Below are 17300 nucleotides of genomic sequence, written 5' to 3'. Positions count from 1 at the left end.
ATGGCTGCAATCAAGAATTCTCTGCCGCGTCGCCGCTTCGACGTGGTTATCGTCGGTGCAGGCGGCTCGGGGATGCGCGCTTCGCTGCAACTCGCGCGCGCCGGTCTGTCGGTTTGCGTGCTGTCCAAGGTGTTCCCGACGCGTTCGCACACGGTGGCTGCCCAAGGCGGCATCGGCGCATCGCTTGGCAACATGAGCGAAGACAATTGGCACTATCACTTCTACGACACGATCAAGGGTTCCGACTGGCTCGGCGACCAGGACGCGATCGAGTTCATGTGCCGTGAAGCGCCGAATGCGGTGTACGAACTGGAACACTTCGGCATGCCGTTCGACCGCAATGCGGACGGCACGATCTATCAGCGCCCGTTCGGCGGCCATACCGCGAACTACGGTGAAAAGCCGGTACAACGCGCTTGCGCGGCGGCTGACCGTACCGGTCACGCGCTGCTGCACACGCTGTATCAGCAGAACGTTGCAGCAAAGACGCAGTTCTTCGTCGAATGGATGGCGCTGGACCTGATCCGCGACGCCGACGGCGACGTGCTCGGCGTGACCGCGCTGGAAATGGAAACCGGCGACGTCTACATCCTCGAAGGCAAGACCACGCTGTTCGCCACGGGCGGTGCTGGCCGGATCTTCGCGGCATCCACGAATGCGTTTATCAACACCGGTGACGGCCTGGGCATGGCTGCGCGTTCGGGCATCGCACTGCAAGACATGGAATTCTGGCAATTCCACCCGACCGGCGTGGCCGGCGCGGGCGTGCTGATTACCGAAGGCGTGCGCGGCGAAGGCGGCATTCTGCGTAACTCGAACGGCGAGCGTTTCATGGAACGCTACGCGCCGACGCTGAAGGATCTGGCGCCGCGCGACTTCGTTTCGCGTTCGATGGACCAGGAAATCAAGGAAGGCCGCGGCGTGGGTCCGAACAAGGATCACGTGCTGCTCGACCTGTCGCACATTGGTGCCGAGACGATCATGAAGCGTCTGCCGTCGATCCGCGAAATCGCGCTGAAGTTCGCGAACGTCGACTGTATCAAGGAACCGATCCCGGTCGTGCCGACCATTCACTATCAGATGGGCGGTATTCCGACGAACATTCACGGCCAGGTCGTGGGTACGCCGCGCGGTCACGAAGAGCCGGTCAACGGTTTCTACGCAGTGGGCGAATGCTCGTGCGTGTCGGTGCACGGCGCAAACCGTCTCGGCACGAACTCGCTGCTCGACCTGGTGGTGTTCGGCCGCGCGGCCGGCAACCACATCGTCAAGCACGTGAAGGAGATCAAGGAGCACAAGCCGCTGCCGGCCGACGCTGCCGATTTCGCGCTGTCGCGTCTGGACAAGCTGGACAAGTCCTCGTCGGGCGAATACACGCAAAACGTCGCGAACGATATCCGCGCCACGATGCAGGCGCACGCCGGCGTGTTCCGTACGTCGGCGTTGCTGGCCGAAGGCGTCGAGCGCATCCGCGAAGTGGCTGAACGTGTCGACAACATTCATCTGAAGGACAAGTCGAAGGTGTTCAACACCGCACGCGTCGAAGCGCTGGAAGTGGCGAACCTGATCGAAGTGGCACGCGCCACGATGGTCTCCGCCGAAGCGCGCAAGGAAAGCCGCGGCGCGCACGCGCAAAACGACTTCGAACATCGCGACGACGAAAACTGGCTGCGCCATACGCTGTGGTTTAGCGTTGGCGATCGCCTCGACTACAAGCCGGTTCACATGCAACCGCTGACCGTCGAATCGGTTCCGCCGAAAGCGCGGACCTTCTAAGGCACAAGTCAAAGGAATTCAGAAATGGCTAAGCGTACATTTGAAATTTACCGCTACGACCCGGATAAGGATGCAGCGCCGCGCATGCAAACGTACGAGATCGACATCGACTCGCACGAACGCATGCTGCTCGACGCGCTCGTCAAGCTGAAGGCTGTCGACGAAACGCTGTCGTTCCGCCGTTCGTGCCGCGAAGGCGTGTGCGGTTCGGACGCAATGAACATCAACGGCAAGAACGGTCTGGCTTGTCTGACGAACCTGAACGACCTGCCGCAGAAGATCGTGCTGCGTCCGCTGCCGGGCCTGCCCGTCGTGCGCGACCTGATCTGCGACTTCACGCAGTTCTTCAACCAGTATCACTCGATCAAGCCGTACCTGATCAACGATACGCCGCCGCCGGAAAAGGAACGTCTGCAGTCGCCGGAAGAGCGCGACGAGCTGGACGGCCTGTACGAATGTATTCTGTGCGCAAGCTGCTCGACTTCGTGCCCGAGCTTCTGGTGGAATCCGGACAAGTTCGTCGGTCCGGCGGGCCTGCTGCAAGCCTATCGTTTCATCGCGGATAGCCGCGACGAAGCGACCGGTGAACGCCTCGACAACCTGGAAGATCCGTACCGTCTGTTCCGTTGCCATACCATCATGAATTGCGTCGACGTCTGCCCGAAGGGCCTGAACCCGACCAAGGCGATTGGCAAGATCAAGGAATTGATGGTTCGCCGCGCTGTCTAGGATGAACAACCCCCACGCTCCCTATCGTTCGCTGCCCCCCGAGGGGGCGGTCAATACGCTTGGGGGCGGCCCGGCGCGTACTGACATGAACGAAACATTGCATCAGTCCGACCCTCTTCGTCGCGCGCGCCTTCGCTGGCGCGCGCGGCGCGGCTTGCTGGAAAACGATCTGATCTTTGAACGTTTTTTCAGCCGATATGAGCATGACCTCAGCGACGCCGATGTAGGCGCACTCACCCGCCTGCTCGAGCTGAGCGATAACGACCTGATGGACTTGCTGCTCGCGCGCAAGGAACCAGAGGGCGACCTTGCCGACCCGGATGTGATCCGGGTGCTGGAGTTGCTGCGAAACGCTTGAGCGGCTTGAGCGCCCCCGCTTGTCCGTTGTTCCAGGCATGCAAATTATCGAAACCCTGTTTCCATACTTCGATTGAGGATGTGCTATGACCCCGTCAGATGTTAAAGCCACGCTATCGTTCAGCGACAATTCGCCGAGCGTTGAAATGCCGATTTACAAGGGCACCCTCGGCCCGGACGTGATCGACATCCGCAAACTGTACGGCCAGACCGGCAAGTTCACGTACGACCCGGGCTTCATGTCGACGGCGGCCTGCAATTCGGCGATTACGTACATCGACGGCGACAAGGGCGAGCTGCTGTACCGCGGCTACCCGATCGACAACCTCGCGGAAAACGCCGACTTCCTCGAAACTTGCTACCTGCTGCTGAAGGGCGAACTGCCGAACGCGCAGCAGAACGCGGAGTTCGTGGGCACCGTCACGAAGCACACGATGGTGCATGAGCAAATGCACTTCTTCTTCCGTGGCTTCCGCCGTGACGCGCACCCGATGGCGATTCTGGTCGCCGCAGTCGGCGCGCTGTCGGCGTTCTATCACGACTCGCTCGACATCAACAATCCGCGTCACCGTGAAGTGTCGGCCATTCGCATGATCGCGAAGCTGCCGACGCTGGTCGCGATGGCGTACAAGTACAGCATCGGTCAGCCGTTTGCGTACCCGAAGAACGACCTGTCGTACAGCGCGAACTTCATGCACATGATGTTCTCGAACCCGTGCGAAGAGTACAAGGTCAACGACGTGCTGGTGCGCGCGCTCGACCGTATCCTGATCCTGCACGCAGACCACGAGCAGAATGCCTCGACCTCGACGGTGCGTCTCGCCGGTTCGTCGGGCGCGAACCCGTTTGCGTGTATCGCAGCCGGTATCGCTTGTTTGTGGGGCCCGGCGCACGGTGGTGCGAACGAAGCCGCGCTGAACATGCTGGAAGAAATCGGCTCGGTCGACAACATTCCTGAGTTCATCAGGCAGGTGAAGGACAAGAACTCGGGCGTGAAGCTGATGGGCTTCGGTCACCGTGTGTACAAGAACTACGATCCGCGTGCGAAGCTGATGCGCGAAACCTGCCACGAAGTGCTGGAAGAGCTGGGTCTGCACGACGACCCGCTGTTCAAGCTGGCCATGGCGCTGGAAAAGATCGCACTGGAAGACGAATACTTCGTGTCGCGCAAGCTGTACCCGAACGTCGACTTCTACTCGGGCATCGTGCAGCGCGCGCTGGGCATCCCGACCTCGATGTTCACGTGTATCTTCGCGATGGCGCGTACGGTCGGCTGGATTGCACAGTGGAACGAAATGATCGCCGATCCGGAACAGAAGATTGGCCGTCCGCGTCAGCTGTTCATCGGCGACACGCAACGTGAAGCGAAGCCGCTCGCGCAACGTTGATCGGGTTTGAGTCTGCGTGGTTCGCGGCGGCTTGTTTGCTGCGAATGAGCGCAGAGTCTGTGCTGATTGGAAACGCCCCAACGGGTTTATCGTTGGGGCGTTTTGTTTTTGTCGCGCGTCGTGTCGCGTGGCGCGGTGCCGTCAAGCCGGTGTGCGGGCCTGGCGCCGTCTGGTTCGTTCGAGCGAGGGCGGGCGTGTCTTGAGGTTGGCCGGTGTCGAAGCGGCGTCCTTCGGCGCATGGCCGTGGGTTTCGAAAAAGCGCCGGTACGCACTCGGCGTCATGCCGCGCGCCGACAAAAACTGTCGATTGAAATTGGCGAGATTCGGAAAGCCCGCTTTCGTAGCGATCAGCGCGATCGGCCAGCCTGTATCGGTCAATTGCCGTGTTGCATAGCCGATGCGTAGCCGGTTCAGATAACGTCCGACGCTTTCGCCCACGTGCCGCACAAAGTAACGATGCAGCGAGCGTGCCGAGAGGTTCGCCACGTCGCACAATTCGGCGATACGCAGCGATTCGTGGAAGCGTCGATCGAGCAGGTCGAGTACGCGATTCAGACGCTCCGCTTCTGACGCACTGCCGCCGTGCGTGACGGCTGGCGCGATGGCGGTCGTTTGCGCGCCGCGAGCATGCGCTGGCCGCGCGCCCGGCGCATGCGCAGCCGGCGACGCCAATGGTTCCGATTCCGCCTCAGAGAGGCACGCGAGCACCTCCAGCACGGCGCTGAGCCGTACTCGTGGCGACGCGTCGAGCAAAGCATCCAGCCGCGCGCGCATCAGCGCCACGGCCTCGGGCGCAAACCGCAGCCCCGGAGCGCCGCGCCTCAGCAATGCGCGCAGCCCCGCAAACTCCGGACAGCAATCGGCGAGACGCCGCGCCCAATCGCCGCTGAACCATACGACGATTGCCACTTGCGGCGCGCGCGCCTTGATCGGCTCCGTGGACGACCACGTGTGCGGCATGTCCGGCGGCACCAGCACGAGATCGTCGCCGCTGTAATCGGCGCAGTGATCGCCGACGAAACGGCGGCCACGGCTGTTCATCGTCAGCGTCAGTTCGTATTCGGGGTGGTGATGCCATTCGAACGGAATCTGCGCGAGCCGCCGGTGGTAGACGCGCACAGAACAACCTTCGGGAATGGTGACGCGTTCGTATTGCGGTTTCATCGGAGTGCGCGTCTGGCCGTAAAAGGAGGGACAGTGAATGTCCAAATTGTATCGATATTTGGCTGAATAGCATCGCTTGCGGTGGCGCAGGGTGCCTAATCTGCAGGCATAGGCAAATCAAACCAAGGAGATAGCTCATGCCCGTCAAAATCGACAACCTTTCCGAAGCGATCCGCACGGCCAAGCGCGAACTGCGCGCCGCGCTGCCGAGTTACGCCCAGGTCTTTCGCGAGGTCGAGGACGCACTGCGGCGGCAGGTCGACGCGATTTGCAGCGAGCGCGAGCGCGGCTTCGAAGCCATCCCCGTATTCGATTACGCGGCCATTGTTTCGGGCGATGTGGGCGCGAGCGTGATCCGAAGAATCAAGGAGCGCGGCGCGTGCGTAGTGCGACGCGTGTTCGAGCCGCAACGAGCGAGCGACTGGGACGACGAAATCGCGCAATACGTCGAGCGCAACAAGCTCGACGACAAGCTCGCGCATCGCGCCGAAGACAAGTACTTCGGCACGCTGTCGTCGAGCAGGCCGCAGATCTACGGCGTCTACTGGTCGAAGCCGCAGACAGCCGCGCGGCAATCTGAACAACTGACGAATACGCGCGTGTTTCTGAACCGCTTGTGGACCGCGGAAAGCGCAGGGAAGCAGCACTTCGATCCCGAGCGCGTGCCGGTGTACGCGGACCGGATTCGTCGCCGGCCGCCGGGATCGGAATCGCTGGGATTGTCGCCGCACGTCGACGGTGGTTCCGTCGAACGCTGGCTCGATCCGAATTTCCGCCAGGTGTACCGGCATGTGCTGTCGGGCAACTGGCGCGCGTACGATCCGTTCGACGCCGCTTTCCGTCCGGACGTGCGGGAGATCCCGTCGCCCGCCGTATGCTCGATGTTCCGCACCTTCCAGGGCTGGACGGCGCTGACGCCGCAAGGCCCGGGCGACGGCACGTTGCAGTTGATTCCGATCGCCAGCGCAATGGCATATATGATCCTGCGCGCGCTGCAGGACGACGTCCCCGACGACGAGCTTTGCGGCGCGCAACCCGCCCGCGCGCTGTCGATTCAGCCGGCCTGGCACAGCCTGCTGCTCGAAGCGGTCACGCCGATCCCGCACATGCAGCCGGGCGACGCCGTGTTCTGGCACAGCGACGTCGTGCATTCGGTGGAAGACACGCATCGCGGCAGTGGCTACAGCAACGTGATGTACATCTCGTCCGCGCCGTGGTGCGCGAAGAACGAGGCGTATCTGAAACGCCAGCTGCCAAGCTTCCTGCGTGGCGAAAGCCCACCGGACTTTCCAGCCGATCACTTCGAGACCGGCTTTATCGGGCGCGCACAGGAAAACGATTTGACGCCGCTCGGCCGCGCTCAACTCGGCTTCGATCTCGAGCGCTGACGACATGTAAGCGCGGCGGCGCATGGGGCCGCCATCGCGCATTCCGCTGCCGGGTAACGGCGATACAGGTATCGGCACTACCACCCAACCCACTGTTTTTTATCGGTTTTTCCGAGGTTTGATGGGCCAGGAAGCGGCTCTGCGTGGCATAATCGACCGACACAGCCAGCCCGCAGTCATTACTACCCCGCATACCATGGCACAGACTCTCTACGACAAATTGTGGAACACGCACGTGGTCCACACGGAAGAAGACGGTACGACGATTCTCTATATCGACCGCCACCTGCTGCACGAAGTCACCAGCCCGCAGGCGTTCGAAGGCCTGAAGCTGGCTGAGCGTCCGGTGTGGCGCATCAGCGCGAATCTGGCGGTATCCGATCACAACGTGCCTACCACGGATCGCAGCCACGGCATCGCCGATCCGGTTTCGAAGCTGCAAGTCGATACGCTCGACAGCAACTGCGACGCCTACGGCATCACGCAGTTCAAGATGAACGACCTGCGTCAGGGCATCGTGCACATCATCGGGCCGGAGCAGGGCGCCACGCTGCCGGGCATGACGATCGTCTGCGGCGATTCGCACACCTCCACGCACGGCGCGTTCGGTGCGCTGGCACATGGCATCGGCACGTCGGAAGTCGAGCACGTGCTGGCCACGCAAACGCTCTTGCAGAAGAAGAGCAAGAACATGCTGGTGAAGGTCGAAGGCCCGTTGCCGCGCGGCTGTACCGCGAAAGACATCGTGCTCGCGATCATCGGCAAGATCGGCACGGCGGGCGGCACGGGCTACGCGATCGAATTCGGCGGTTCGACGATTCGCGCGCTGTCGATGGAAGGCCGTATGACGGTCTGCAACATGGCGATCGAAGCGGGCGCGCGCGCCGGCATGGTTGCTGTGGACGACATCACGATCGATTACCTGAAGGGCCGTCCGTTCTCGCCGGAAGGCGTCGAGTGGGATCACGCGGTCGAGTACTGGAAGCAGTTCAAGTCGGACGAAGGCGCGCAATTCGATCGCGTGGTCGAACTGAACGCGGCTGAGATCGTGCCGCAAGTCACGTGGGGCACGTCGCCGGAAATGGTTACGGCAATTGACGGCCGCGTGCCGGATCCGGAACGCGAAAAAGATCCGGTCAAGCGCGACGCGATGGAACGCGCGTTGAAATACATGGCGCTCGAACCGAACGCGCCGATCGAATCCATCAAGCCGGATAAAATCTTCATCGGGTCGTGCACCAACGCGCGCATTGAAGACATTCGCGCCGCAGCATACGTCGTGAAGAAGCTCGGCCGTCGCGTCGCACCGAACATCCGCCTGGCCATGGTGGTGCCGGGTTCGGGTCTGGTGAAGGCGCAAGCGGAACGCGAAGGCCTCGACAGGGTCTTTACCGAAGCCGGGTTCGAATGGCGTGAACCGGGTTGCTCGATGTGTCTCGCCATGAACGCCGACCGGTTGGATCCGGGCGAACGTTGCGCGTCCACGTCGAATCGTAACTTTGAAGGTCGTCAGGGCGCCGGTGGCCGTACCCACCTCGTGAGCCCCGCAATGGCTGCCGCTGCGGCCATCGAAGGGCATTTTGTCGATATTCGCAAGCTTGGATAATTCGCATGATGAAGAACATGAATCGCACCACTCTATTGCGCCGCTTCGCGCTCGGTACCTTGGCTGGGTTGCTGTTCGGTCTGGCCGGCTGCAATACGGTGCACGGATTCGGCGAGGACATGTCGCACCTCGGCAATTCGATCAGCAATCACGCTGACAAATAAGCGGTTTTCGATTTTTGCCGGCGATGCGCGGGTAGCTTTGCGGCTACCACGCGCATCGTCCGGTCTTGAAACAGGCGCAAGCGTCATGGATAAATTCATCGTACACACCGGCGTCGTGGCGCCGCTCGATCGCGAGAACGTCGATACGGACGCGATCATTCCGAAGCAGTTCCTGAAGTCGATCAAGCGCACGGGTTTCGGGCCGAACGCGTTCGATGAATGGCGTTACTTCGACCACGGCGAACCGGGTCAGGACAATTCGAAGCGTCCGCTGAATCCGGATTTCGTGCTGAACCAGCCGCGCTATCAAGGCGCGTCAGTGCTGCTGGCGCGCAAGAACTTCGGCTGCGGCAGCTCGCGTGAGCACGCGCCGTGGGCGTTGCAGCAATACGGCTTCCGTGCGCTGATCGCGCCGAGCTTCGCCGATATTTTCTACAACAACTGCTTCAAGAACGGCCTGCTGCCGATCGTGCTGAGCGAACAGCAAGTCGATCACCTGTTCAATGAAACGTACGCGTTCAATGGCTTCCAGCTGACCATCGACCTCGAAGCGCAAGTCGTGCGCGTCGGCGACGGCACCGAATATCCGTTCGAAGTCGCGGGTTTCCGTAAATACTGCCTGCTGAACGGCTTCGACGATATCGGCCTCACGTTGCGTCACGCGGACAAGATTCGCCAGTTCGAAGCGGAGCGGATCGCGAAGCAGCCGTGGCTGAATCACCGCATCGTCGGCTAAAGGCGTAAGGGCCTAGATCCCGTTCGCTGATTCAAGCTCAGAAGTCTCGAAGAAAATCATCAAGGAAATTCGCATGAAGATCGCAGTCTTGCCGGGCGACGGCATCGGTCCCGAAATCGTCAAGGAGGCCGTCAAGGTCCTGAACGTGCTCGGCGAAAAGTTCGAACTCGAAGAAGCGCCGGTTGGCGGCGCGGGCTACGAAGCGAAGGGTCATCCGCTGCCCGATTCGACGCTCGCGCTGGCTAAAGAAGCCGATGCGATCCTGTTCGGCGCCGTTGGCGACTGGAAATACGACACGCTCGAACGCGCGCTGCGTCCGGAGCAGGCGATTCTCGGTCTGCGCAAGCACCTGCAATTGTTCGCGAACTTCCGTCCGGCGATCTGCTATCCGCAACTGACGGGCGCTTCGTCGTTGAAGGAAGAGATTGTTTCGGGCCTCGATATCCTGATCGTGCGCGAACTGAACGGCGACATCTACTTCGGCTCGCCGCGCGGCGTGCGCGAAGCGCCGGATGGCCTCTTTGCCGGTTCGAAGGAAGGTTTCGACACGATGCGTTATTCGGAGCCCGAAGTGCGCCGTATCGCGCACGTCGCGTTTCAGGCGGCGCAAAAGCGCGGCAAGAAGCTGACCTCGGTCGATAAGGCCAACGTGCTCGAAACGTCGCAGTTCTGGAAAGACGTGATGATCGACGTGTCGAAGGAATATGCGGACGTCGAACTGTCGCATATGTACGTCGACAACGCGGCCATGCAACTGGTGAAGGCGCCGAAGTCGTTCGACGTGATCGTCACCGGCAACATGTTCGGCGACATCCTCTCCGACGAAGCCGCGATGCTGACGGGTTCGATCGGCATGCTGCCGTCGGCCTCGCTCGACAAGAACAACAAGGGCTTGTACGAGCCGTCGCACGGTTCCGCGCCGGATATCGCCGGCAAGGGCGTGGCGAATCCGCTGGCCACGATTCTGTCCGCCGCGATGATGCTGCGCTATTCGCTGAACAAGGCGGAACAGGCCGATCGCATCGAAAGCGCGGTCAAGAAGGTGCTCGAGCAAGGCTTCCGCACTGGCGACATTCTGACGCCGGGCTGCCAGCAAGTCGGCACCGCGGCGATGGGCGACGCGGTGGTCGCCGCGCTGTAAAGCGCTTTAAGCGTAAGCAGTCGTTAGGCCCTCAAACGGCCTTTAAAACGCGGATTGGCCTCGAAAACAGGCCAATTCGCGCGTAATACGGACGATGGCGTCGCCAGATTCCGGTTTTCGTGTATATTGTAGCGATGGCGCAGATCTCCCAAATCTCCTCGATTTCCAAACTCCACGGCAAAACGGCCCGTGTGGTTGAGTTCGCCATTACCATCAAAACGATTACCCCGAAAACGATCACGAAACGCTGATCGTCCGTCGTGCCCGCTCATCTTCCCCGCGCGGTCACTGCGGGCAAAGATGCGGGGAAGTTTCCACTCGAAGGGTATGAAGTCATGAACGTAGGTCTCGTAGGTTGGCGCGGCATGGTCGGCAGCGTCCTGATGCAACGTATGCAGCAGGAAGGCGATTTCGACTTGATCGAACCGGTGTTTTTCAGCACCAGCAATGCGGGCGGCAACGCGCCGTCGTTCGCCAAAAACGAGACCAAGCTCAAAGATGCAACAAGCATCGAAGACCTGAAGAAGTGCGAAGCGATCATCTCCTGCCAGGGCGGCGATTATACGAATGAAGTGTTCCCGAAGCTGCGCGCAGCGGGCTGGAACGGCTACTGGATCGACGCGGCTTCGTCGCTGCGCATGAAGGACGACGCGGTCATCATTCTTGATCCGGTCAACCTCGACGTGATCAAGAATGCACTGGTCAAGGGCCAGAAGAATTTCATCGGCGGCAACTGCACGGTCAGCCTGATGCTGATGGCGCTCGGCGGCCTGTTCCGCGAAAACCTCGTCGACTGGATGACGGCCATGACGTATCAGGCCGCTTCGGGCGCGGGCGCGCAAAACATGCGTGAGCTGCTGCAGCAAATGGGCACGCTGTACGGCGCGGCCAAGGAAGATCTGGCGGATCCGTCGTCGGCGATTCTCGACATCGACCGCCGCGTGCTGAACGCGATGAACAGCGACCGTATGCCGACCGATCACTTCGGCGTGCCGCTCGCCGGCTCGTTGATTCCGTGGATCGACAAGGATCTCGGCAACGGCATGTCGAAGGAAGAATGGAAGGGCGGCGCCGAGACCAACAAGATCCTCGGCAAGCCGGCCATGGGCGCGCCGGGTTCGATTCCGGTGGATGGCCTCTGCGTGCGGATCGGCGCCATGCGCTGCCACTCGCAGGCGCTGACCATCAAGCTGAACAAGGACGTGCCGCTGGACGAAGTGAACAGCATCCTTGCGTCGGGCAACGACTGGGTCAAGGTCGTGCCGAACGAACGCGAAGCGTCGATGCGCGATCTGTCCCCCGCGGTGGTGACGGGCACGCTGACAGTGCCGGTCGGCCGTGTGCGCAAGCTGGCCATGGGCGGCGAATATCTGTCGGCCTTCACGGTCGGCGATCAGCTTCTGTGGGGCGCGGCCGAACCGCTGCGTCGCATGCTGCGCATTGTGCTCGACAAGTAAAGTAAACTACGCGCTCACGACGCGTAGAAAACTCAGAAAGCGTCGCGTTTCCCGCGACGCTTTTTTCATTGTGTGCCCCGATTATCTTGTCTCTTTCCAACCGCAAACAAGGGCTGCGCGCTGATGCGCCAGGAGTCCCGATGAACCTTCGACTCTCTTCCCTTCGGGCTATGTTTATTCGTCAACGTGCAGGCCGCCTGGCGGCTGCGGCTGCTTTGGCTTTTGCGCTGGCCGGCGTTAGCGCCGGCGCAGGTAACGCGTTGGCAGCGCCGAGCGACGCCGCGAGCGCGCCAGAGGGCGCGTCGGCTTCCGCGTCCACGTCATATGCCGCGGGCAGTCAATACACGGTTCGGCCTGGGCAGTCGCTGAACGATGTGGCGATTGCCGTCACGCAATCGCACGACCGGGCGACGCTCGCGCGCGCCTCACGCGCGTTGTTCGATTCGAATCCGAACGCCTTCATGAGCCATGACCCGAGCCGGATGCGGATGGGTGCGGTGTTGACGGTGCCGGCGCTGGATGCGTCAGGGGCGTTGGCGGCTTCTTCGGCGAGTGCGGGGTCTGCGGCTGTTGCTGCATCCGCCCCTGCGCCTGCCTCCGCGTCGAACGCGCCAGCGGCGGTTGGTGCGGCGAGCGGGGGAGCGCAGGTCAATGCCGCGGCAGCGAGCGCGGCCCACGCCGTGGCGGGCGCGGTTTCGTCCGTGCCGCTAGCGGGTTCGCAGGCGGCAGCCTCGGCCGCGTTGTCGGCCAGCGGCGCGCATGCGTGGTCCGGGTCGATCCAGCCTTCCGCCAGCGAACCGGCCGAAGGAGCATCGGTGCCAGGTGCTACGGCTGCTCCCGCGACGGCCGCTCAGCCAGCATCGCAAGCGCATGTCCAGGTGTCCAGCTTGCAGCAATTGCTTGCGCTGAAAAACCGTGTGCTGATGGAGTTGCAGAAGCACGGCATCGGCGGTTCGACGACAGCAACGGGCACCGCCTCGACCGGCGCGCAGCCGTCGGTGGGGGCGTCGTCCGCGGCGGTCGTGGCCGGTCATAGCGGTGCGGCGATTTCCACGTCGAACGAACCCGCGATGTCGCAAACGGATTTGAGCGTGGCGGCGGCGGTTGGCGCAGCGTTGGTGGCATTGCTGGCGGCTTTGCGTCTGCGTCGCCGTAAGCGCGAGGGGATTGCCGCGGCTGAAGCTACGCGTACAGACGATGACGTGACGGCGTCAGCGCGAGCGGCTGAAGCGCAGGAGATCGCTTCGACGCGTGAACAGCTTCCCGTGAGCGAATCGGCAGATGTGAGCGACGACGTAGCAATGCAGCGCGCGGCGGCACTGGCGGCAGCAGAGCGTGAGGCCGCAGAAGGCGAGGCGGCGGCGCGGGAAGCAGCGGAACGTGCCGCGGCGGAACGTGAAGCGGAACAGCGACTAGCAGCAGCGCGGGAGCGTGAGGCAGCGGAGCGAGCAGCGGCAGAACGCGAGGCAGCGGAGCGTGTGGCGGCAGAACGTGCAGCGGCGGAACGTGCAGCGGCGGAACGTGTAGCGGAGCAAGCGGCGGCAGAACGTGCGACAGCAGCGCGCGAAGCGGCGGCCCACCAACCCGACACGACCAGCGCCCCCTTCCCGGCGCAAGAGCCCGCCGCGTCTGAGTACCCTTGGCAAGAACGCCGCTCGGCGCCAGCGCCCTTCGAACCAGCGCAACCGAACCCCGACGTCTTGCCAACCGCTGACGGCGGCTTTACGTCCGAACCCATTCCGGCGGCCCATCACGACAACTTCGACGGCGCGACCACAGCCGCAAGCCTTGCAGCCGCCGCCGAACTCGGCGCCGAAGCGTTGCCAATGACGCCGCTCGAGCCGGTCAGCGAGGTCCTGCATCAAGAGGAGCCGCCGCCCCACCGTCTGCAATGGGACGACGAGCCAGCCGCGCCGGTCACGAAGCCGCACGACGATCTGAACGCGCCGCAGCCGTACGTCGAGCCGCACACGACTTCGCCGTTCGGCCAGCCGGACGACGACGCGTCGACGCATCCGGCGCCCGCAGCGCCGTTCTCGTCACAGGACACGCCGCCCGCGAGCGCACCACACTTCGAGCCGGCTCCCGCCGCGCAAGCTCAGCCCGCGCCGACGGTACCGACTGAATTCCCGCGCGACGCCGTCAACGCCTTCAGCAGTCTCGACATGCCATTGCCGCCGCGCGTCGAATCGAGCGATGCCGCCGGGACCGCGCCCGCATCGCTCGCGACGCAGCCGGTTGCGTCCCCGGAGACTGCCGCGCACCAGGCCGTTGCGCCTCACGATCCGGACGACGACGCCCCACATATCGCCAATGAAATCGCCTCTGGCACGGCGGGCCCCGCGGCGGTTGCGGGCCTGGGCGCGGCTGGCTTCGGCGCGCTGAACCTCGACTTCGACCTCGAGTTGCCGCCGAGCCCCGCTCAGCCGCTGCCGGCCTTCACGCAGGCCGATCTCAAGCGCATCGCCCGTAACAAGCTCGATCTGGCCGCCGAATACATCGACCTCGGCGACCTGTCCGGTGCGCGCGCGCTCATCAACGAAGTGATCGAAGCGAACGATCCGGCCACGCGCACCGAAGCCCGCACGTTGCTCTCGACGCTCGCACCGTTGTCGTGAAGAAGCGTATCGCTTTAGGCGTTCAGTACGACGGCTCGGCATTCTGCGGTTGGCAGTCGCAGCCGCACGGCAAGACGGTGCAGGACGAACTCGAACGGGCGCTTCGCGAGTTTGCGCAGACGACGGTGCAAACGGTCGTCGCGGGTCGTACGGATACGGGCGTGCACGGTCTCGGCCAGGTCGTGCATTTCGATACCGAACTCGATCGCGCGGATTTTTCATGGGTTCGCGGCACCAATGCGTTTCTGCCGCAAACCATCTCCGTGCAGTGGGCCAAGCCTATGCCCGACGAGTTCCACGCGCGTTTCTCGGCGTTCGAGCGCACTTATCATTACGTGCTGTACGTGAACCCGGTGCGCTCGCCGATGCTGGCCACGCGGGCCGGTTGGGTGCACATGCCGCTCGACGTCGACGCGATGCGTGCCGCCGCTGTCTGCCTGATCGGCGAACACGATTTTTCCGCGTTCCGTTCGTCGCAATGTCAGGCGAAAACGCCGGTCAAGCATCTGTATCAGATCGACTTGCGGCAACAGGGCGACTTCATCCATTTCCGCTTTCGAGCGAACGCGTTCCTGCATCACATGGTGCGCAACCTGATGGGATGCCTCGTCGCTGTCGGTCGCGGACGCCATCCGGTCGAATGGATGGCCGAAGTTCTCGTCAGCGGCGATCGTGATTGCGCCGCGCCGACCTTCATGCCAGACGGCCTGTACCTGGCGCAGGTGGGCTATCCTGAGCAATTCGACGTGCCCGCGCCGCAGACCGGCAGCGTGCCGTGGAGTACCGTATGGAGCGAGCAACCGAAATCATGAATTCAACCGAAAACCTGGCGGCCGAAGCCCAAGCAGGCAAACCGTGTCAAGCCGCGCCGCGCCGCACGCGCATCAAGCTCTGCGGCTTGTCGAAGCCTGAAGATGTCACGCACGCGATTGACCTCGGCGCCGACGCGATTGGCCTCGTGTTCTATCCGCCCAGCCCGCGCTCGGTCAGCGTGGCGCAGGCGGTCGAGCTGGTGCACGACGTGCCGCCGTTCGTATCGGTAGTCGGCTTGTTCGTCAACGCGACGCCGGACTGGGTCCGCGAAGTCGCAAGCAATGTCGGGCTTACGCTGCTGCAATTCCACGGCGACGAGACCGCGGAGCAGTGCGAATCGCTCGCCAGCTTTGCGGGTTTGCCTTGGTTGCGCGCGTTGCGCATCGCGACGGATACTCAGCCCGCTGATTTGGTAAAATCGGCGCTTAACTATTCAGCAGCCAGCGGCCTCCTGTTCGACACTCATGTCGAAGGCTATGGCGGCGGCGGGAAGGTTTTCGATTGGTCACTTATTCCAGCAGAGCTCGCGCGTCGGGCCGTTTTGAGTGGTGGGTTGAACGCGCAAAACGTCAGTGACGCGATCCATCGCGTGCGCCCGTACGCGGTCGATGTCTCGAGCGGCATCGAAGTGCCGGGCGCCAAGGGCGTGAAGGATCACGCCCGGATGGCGGCGTTCGTACGCGCAGTGCGCGAAGCGGACGCCGAATGATTCTGGTGGCGCGGTTTTCTCGCATGAAGTCCGCGCGCCACACTGAGAAGAGTGATCGTTATGTATAACTTGCCTGACGAAAGAGGCCATTTCGGCCAATATGGCGGCGTGTTCGTCGCTGAAACGCTGGTTCACGCGCTCGACGAGTTGCGTGCCGCGTACGAGAAATATCAGAAAGACCCGGAATTCGTCGCTGAATACGAGCGCGAGCTGAAGTACTTCGTTGGCCGTCCGTCGCCGATTTATCACGCGCAACGCTGGAGCGAACTACTCGGCGGCGCGCAGGTTTTCCTGAAGCGCGAAGACCTGAATCACACCGGTGCTCACAAAGTCAATAACGTGATCGGACAAGCGCTGCTTGCCAGGCGTATGGGCAAACCGCGCGTGATCGCGGAAACCGGCGCGGGTCAGCACGGCGTCGCCACGGCGACCATTGCGGCGCGTTTTGGCATGGAATGCGTCGTCTATATGGGTGCCGAAGACGTTCGCCGCCAAGCCGCTAACGTGTACCGGATGAAGCTGCTCGGCGCGACTGTCGTGCCGGTCGAGTCCGGTTCGCGGACGCTGAAGGATGCGCTCAACGAAGCGATGCGCGACTGGGTCACTAACGTCGAAAACACCTTCTACATCATCGGTACGGTCGCGGGACCGCATCCTTATCCGATGATGGTGCGCGACTTCCAGCGCGTGATCGGCGATGAGTGCAAGGTGCAAATGCCGGAACTGGTCGGCCGCCAGCCGGACGCCGTGATCGCGTGCGTTGGTGGTGGATCGAATGCGATGGGTATATTTTACCCGTACATTGACGACACATCGGTGCAATTGATCGGCGTCGAAGCGGCGGGTGACGGCCTGGAAACTGGTCGTCACGCGGCGTCGCTGATCGGCGGAAGCCCGGGCGTACTGCACGGCAATCGGACCTATCTCCTGCAGGACGAGAACGGCCAGATCATCGAGACGCATTCGGTGTCGGCTGGCCTCGACTACCCGGGCGTCGGCCCCGAGCACGCGTGGCTAAAAGACAGCAAGCGGGCGCAATATGTCGGCATCACCGACGAAGAAGCGCTTAAAGCCTTCCACGATTGCTGTCGCATTGAAGGCATCATTCCGGCACTGGAATCCAGCCATGCGCTGGCCTACGCCGCGAAACTCGCGCCCACGCTGCCGAAGGACAAGTACCTTCTGGTCAATCTGTCGGGCCGCGGCGACAAGGACATGCACACGGTCGCTGAGCGATCGGGTATCCAGTTCTGA

At 62.6% G+C, this 17300-nt stretch carries 15 protein-coding genes; 14 read left to right on the top strand and 1 reads right to left on the bottom strand.

The features are described from left to right. From sdhA to gltA, 4 genes are all read left to right on the top strand, one after another. A complete protein-coding gene (sdhA, locus tag AC3WOG_RS34825; RefSeq protein ID WP_492582247.1) occupies nucleotides 1-1776 on the top strand; it encodes a succinate dehydrogenase flavoprotein subunit in 1776 nt (591 codons plus the stop codon). Nucleotides 1777-1800: 24 nt separating this feature from the next. Then, nucleotides 1801-2505: a succinate dehydrogenase iron-sulfur subunit gene (locus tag AC3WOG_RS34820; RefSeq protein ID WP_179739517.1), complete on the top strand. Its 705-nt coding sequence runs from the start codon at nucleotides 1801-1803 to the stop codon at nucleotides 2503-2505. A gap of 85 nt (nucleotides 2506-2590) precedes the next feature. Continuing rightward, a complete protein-coding gene (locus AC3WOG_RS34815; RefSeq protein WP_492582246.1) occupies nucleotides 2591-2863 on the top strand; it encodes an FAD assembly factor SdhE in 273 nt (90 codons plus the stop codon). An 85-nt stretch (nucleotides 2864-2948) separates the two neighbouring features. Next, the gene (gene gltA, locus AC3WOG_RS34810) at nucleotides 2949-4250 is read left to right on the top strand and encodes a citrate synthase (RefSeq protein WP_492582245.1); all 1302 of its coding nucleotides are present in this window, start codon (nucleotides 2949-2951) and stop codon (nucleotides 4248-4250) included. A gap of 141 nt (nucleotides 4251-4391) precedes the next feature. On the opposite strand, the gene AC3WOG_RS34805 is transcribed toward gltA, so the two are convergent. Continuing rightward, entirely contained in the window at nucleotides 4392-5414 is a 1023-nt protein-coding gene (locus AC3WOG_RS34805) for a helix-turn-helix domain-containing protein (RefSeq protein WP_492582244.1), read from the bottom strand. 137 nt (nucleotides 5415-5551) lie between these two features. Here AC3WOG_RS34805 and AC3WOG_RS34800 point away from each other — a divergent pair, with 137 nt between their 5' ends. From AC3WOG_RS34800 to trpB, 10 genes are all read left to right on the top strand, one after another. Next, nucleotides 5552-6802 carry a DUF1479 domain-containing protein gene (locus tag AC3WOG_RS34800; RefSeq protein ID WP_492582243.1) on the top strand — a complete coding sequence of 417 codons (1251 nt, stop codon included), beginning with the start codon at nucleotides 5552-5554 and terminating at the stop codon, nucleotides 6800-6802. A gap of 196 nt (nucleotides 6803-6998) precedes the next feature. Further along, the gene (leuC, locus tag AC3WOG_RS34795) at nucleotides 6999-8408 is read left to right on the top strand and encodes a 3-isopropylmalate dehydratase large subunit (protein WP_492582242.1); all 1410 of its coding nucleotides are present in this window, start codon (nucleotides 6999-7001) and stop codon (nucleotides 8406-8408) included. A gap of 5 nt (nucleotides 8409-8413) precedes the next feature. Then, nucleotides 8414-8572 (top strand): entericidin A/B family lipoprotein, encoded by a 159-nt coding sequence (locus AC3WOG_RS34790; protein WP_154557950.1) that lies wholly within the window; start codon nucleotides 8414-8416, stop codon nucleotides 8570-8572. Between the two features lie 85 nt (nucleotides 8573-8657). Continuing rightward, nucleotides 8658-9308, top strand: coding sequence for a 3-isopropylmalate dehydratase small subunit (gene leuD / locus AC3WOG_RS34785; protein WP_492582241.1), 651 nt, complete (start codon nucleotides 8658-8660; stop codon nucleotides 9306-9308). 73 nt (nucleotides 9309-9381) lie between these two features. Beyond that, a complete protein-coding gene (gene leuB / locus AC3WOG_RS34780; RefSeq protein WP_492582240.1) occupies nucleotides 9382-10449 on the top strand; it encodes a 3-isopropylmalate dehydrogenase in 1068 nt (355 codons plus the stop codon). A 335-nt stretch (nucleotides 10450-10784) separates the two neighbouring features. Beyond that, a complete protein-coding gene (asd, locus tag AC3WOG_RS34775) occupies nucleotides 10785-11906 on the top strand; it encodes an aspartate-semialdehyde dehydrogenase (protein WP_492582239.1) in 1122 nt (373 codons plus the stop codon). Between the two features lie 140 nt (nucleotides 11907-12046). Beyond that, nucleotides 12047-14524, top strand: a complete 2478-nt coding sequence (locus tag AC3WOG_RS34770; protein WP_492582238.1) for a FimV C-terminal domain-containing protein — start codon at nucleotides 12047-12049, stop codon at nucleotides 14522-14524. Beyond that, nucleotides 14521-15336 (top strand): tRNA pseudouridine(38-40) synthase TruA, encoded by an 816-nt coding sequence (gene truA / locus AC3WOG_RS34765; protein WP_492582237.1) that lies wholly within the window; start codon nucleotides 14521-14523, stop codon nucleotides 15334-15336. Before AC3WOG_RS34770 ends, truA begins: the two co-directional genes overlap by 4 nt. Further along, nucleotides 15333-16046, top strand: coding sequence for a phosphoribosylanthranilate isomerase (locus AC3WOG_RS34760; RefSeq protein ID WP_492582236.1), 714 nt, complete (start codon nucleotides 15333-15335; stop codon nucleotides 16044-16046). The genes truA and AC3WOG_RS34760 overlap by 4 nt, the downstream gene beginning before the upstream one ends. Nucleotides 16047-16106: 60 nt before the next feature. Continuing rightward, complete coding sequence (trpB, locus tag AC3WOG_RS34755; RefSeq protein WP_341317143.1) at nucleotides 16107-17300, top strand: tryptophan synthase subunit beta; 1194 nt, start codon at nucleotides 16107-16109, stop codon at nucleotides 17298-17300.

It is taken from the genome of Paraburkholderia sp. FW306-02-B (genome assembly GCF_058782725.1).
Note: the sequence above shows the minus strand (reverse complement) of the source record. Positions and strands in the feature narration are given on the sequence as shown.

Bases quoted from the DNA above. Each gene is read 5' to 3' on its own strand.
- sdhA (WP_492582247.1), top strand. From the start codon at position 1: ATGGCTGCAATCAAGAATTCTCTGCCGCGTCGCCGCTTCGACGTGGTT.
- AC3WOG_RS34820 (WP_179739517.1), top strand. From the start codon at position 1,801: ATGGCTAAGCGTACATTTGAAATTTACCGCTACGACCCGGATAAGGAT.
- AC3WOG_RS34815 (WP_492582246.1), top strand. From the start codon at position 2,591: ATGAACGAAACATTGCATCAGTCCGACCCTCTTCGTCGCGCGCGCCTT.
- gltA (WP_492582245.1), top strand. From the start codon at position 2,949: ATGACCCCGTCAGATGTTAAAGCCACGCTATCGTTCAGCGACAATTCG.
- AC3WOG_RS34805 (WP_492582244.1), bottom strand. From the start codon at position 5,414: ATGAAACCGCAATACGAACGCGTCACCATTCCCGAAGGTTGTTCTGTG.
- AC3WOG_RS34800 (WP_492582243.1), top strand. From the start codon at position 5,552: ATGCCCGTCAAAATCGACAACCTTTCCGAAGCGATCCGCACGGCCAAG.
- leuC (WP_492582242.1), top strand. From the start codon at position 6,999: ATGGCACAGACTCTCTACGACAAATTGTGGAACACGCACGTGGTCCAC.
- AC3WOG_RS34790 (WP_154557950.1), top strand. From the start codon at position 8,414: ATGATGAAGAACATGAATCGCACCACTCTATTGCGCCGCTTCGCGCTC.
- leuD (WP_492582241.1), top strand. From the start codon at position 8,658: ATGGATAAATTCATCGTACACACCGGCGTCGTGGCGCCGCTCGATCGC.
- leuB (WP_492582240.1), top strand. From the start codon at position 9,382: ATGAAGATCGCAGTCTTGCCGGGCGACGGCATCGGTCCCGAAATCGTC.
- asd (WP_492582239.1), top strand. From the start codon at position 10,785: ATGAACGTAGGTCTCGTAGGTTGGCGCGGCATGGTCGGCAGCGTCCTG.
- AC3WOG_RS34770 (WP_492582238.1), top strand. From the start codon at position 12,047: ATGAACCTTCGACTCTCTTCCCTTCGGGCTATGTTTATTCGTCAACGT.
- AC3WOG_RS34760 (WP_492582236.1), top strand. From the start codon at position 15,333: ATGAATTCAACCGAAAACCTGGCGGCCGAAGCCCAAGCAGGCAAACCG.
- trpB (WP_341317143.1), top strand. From the start codon at position 16,107: ATGTATAACTTGCCTGACGAAAGAGGCCATTTCGGCCAATATGGCGGC.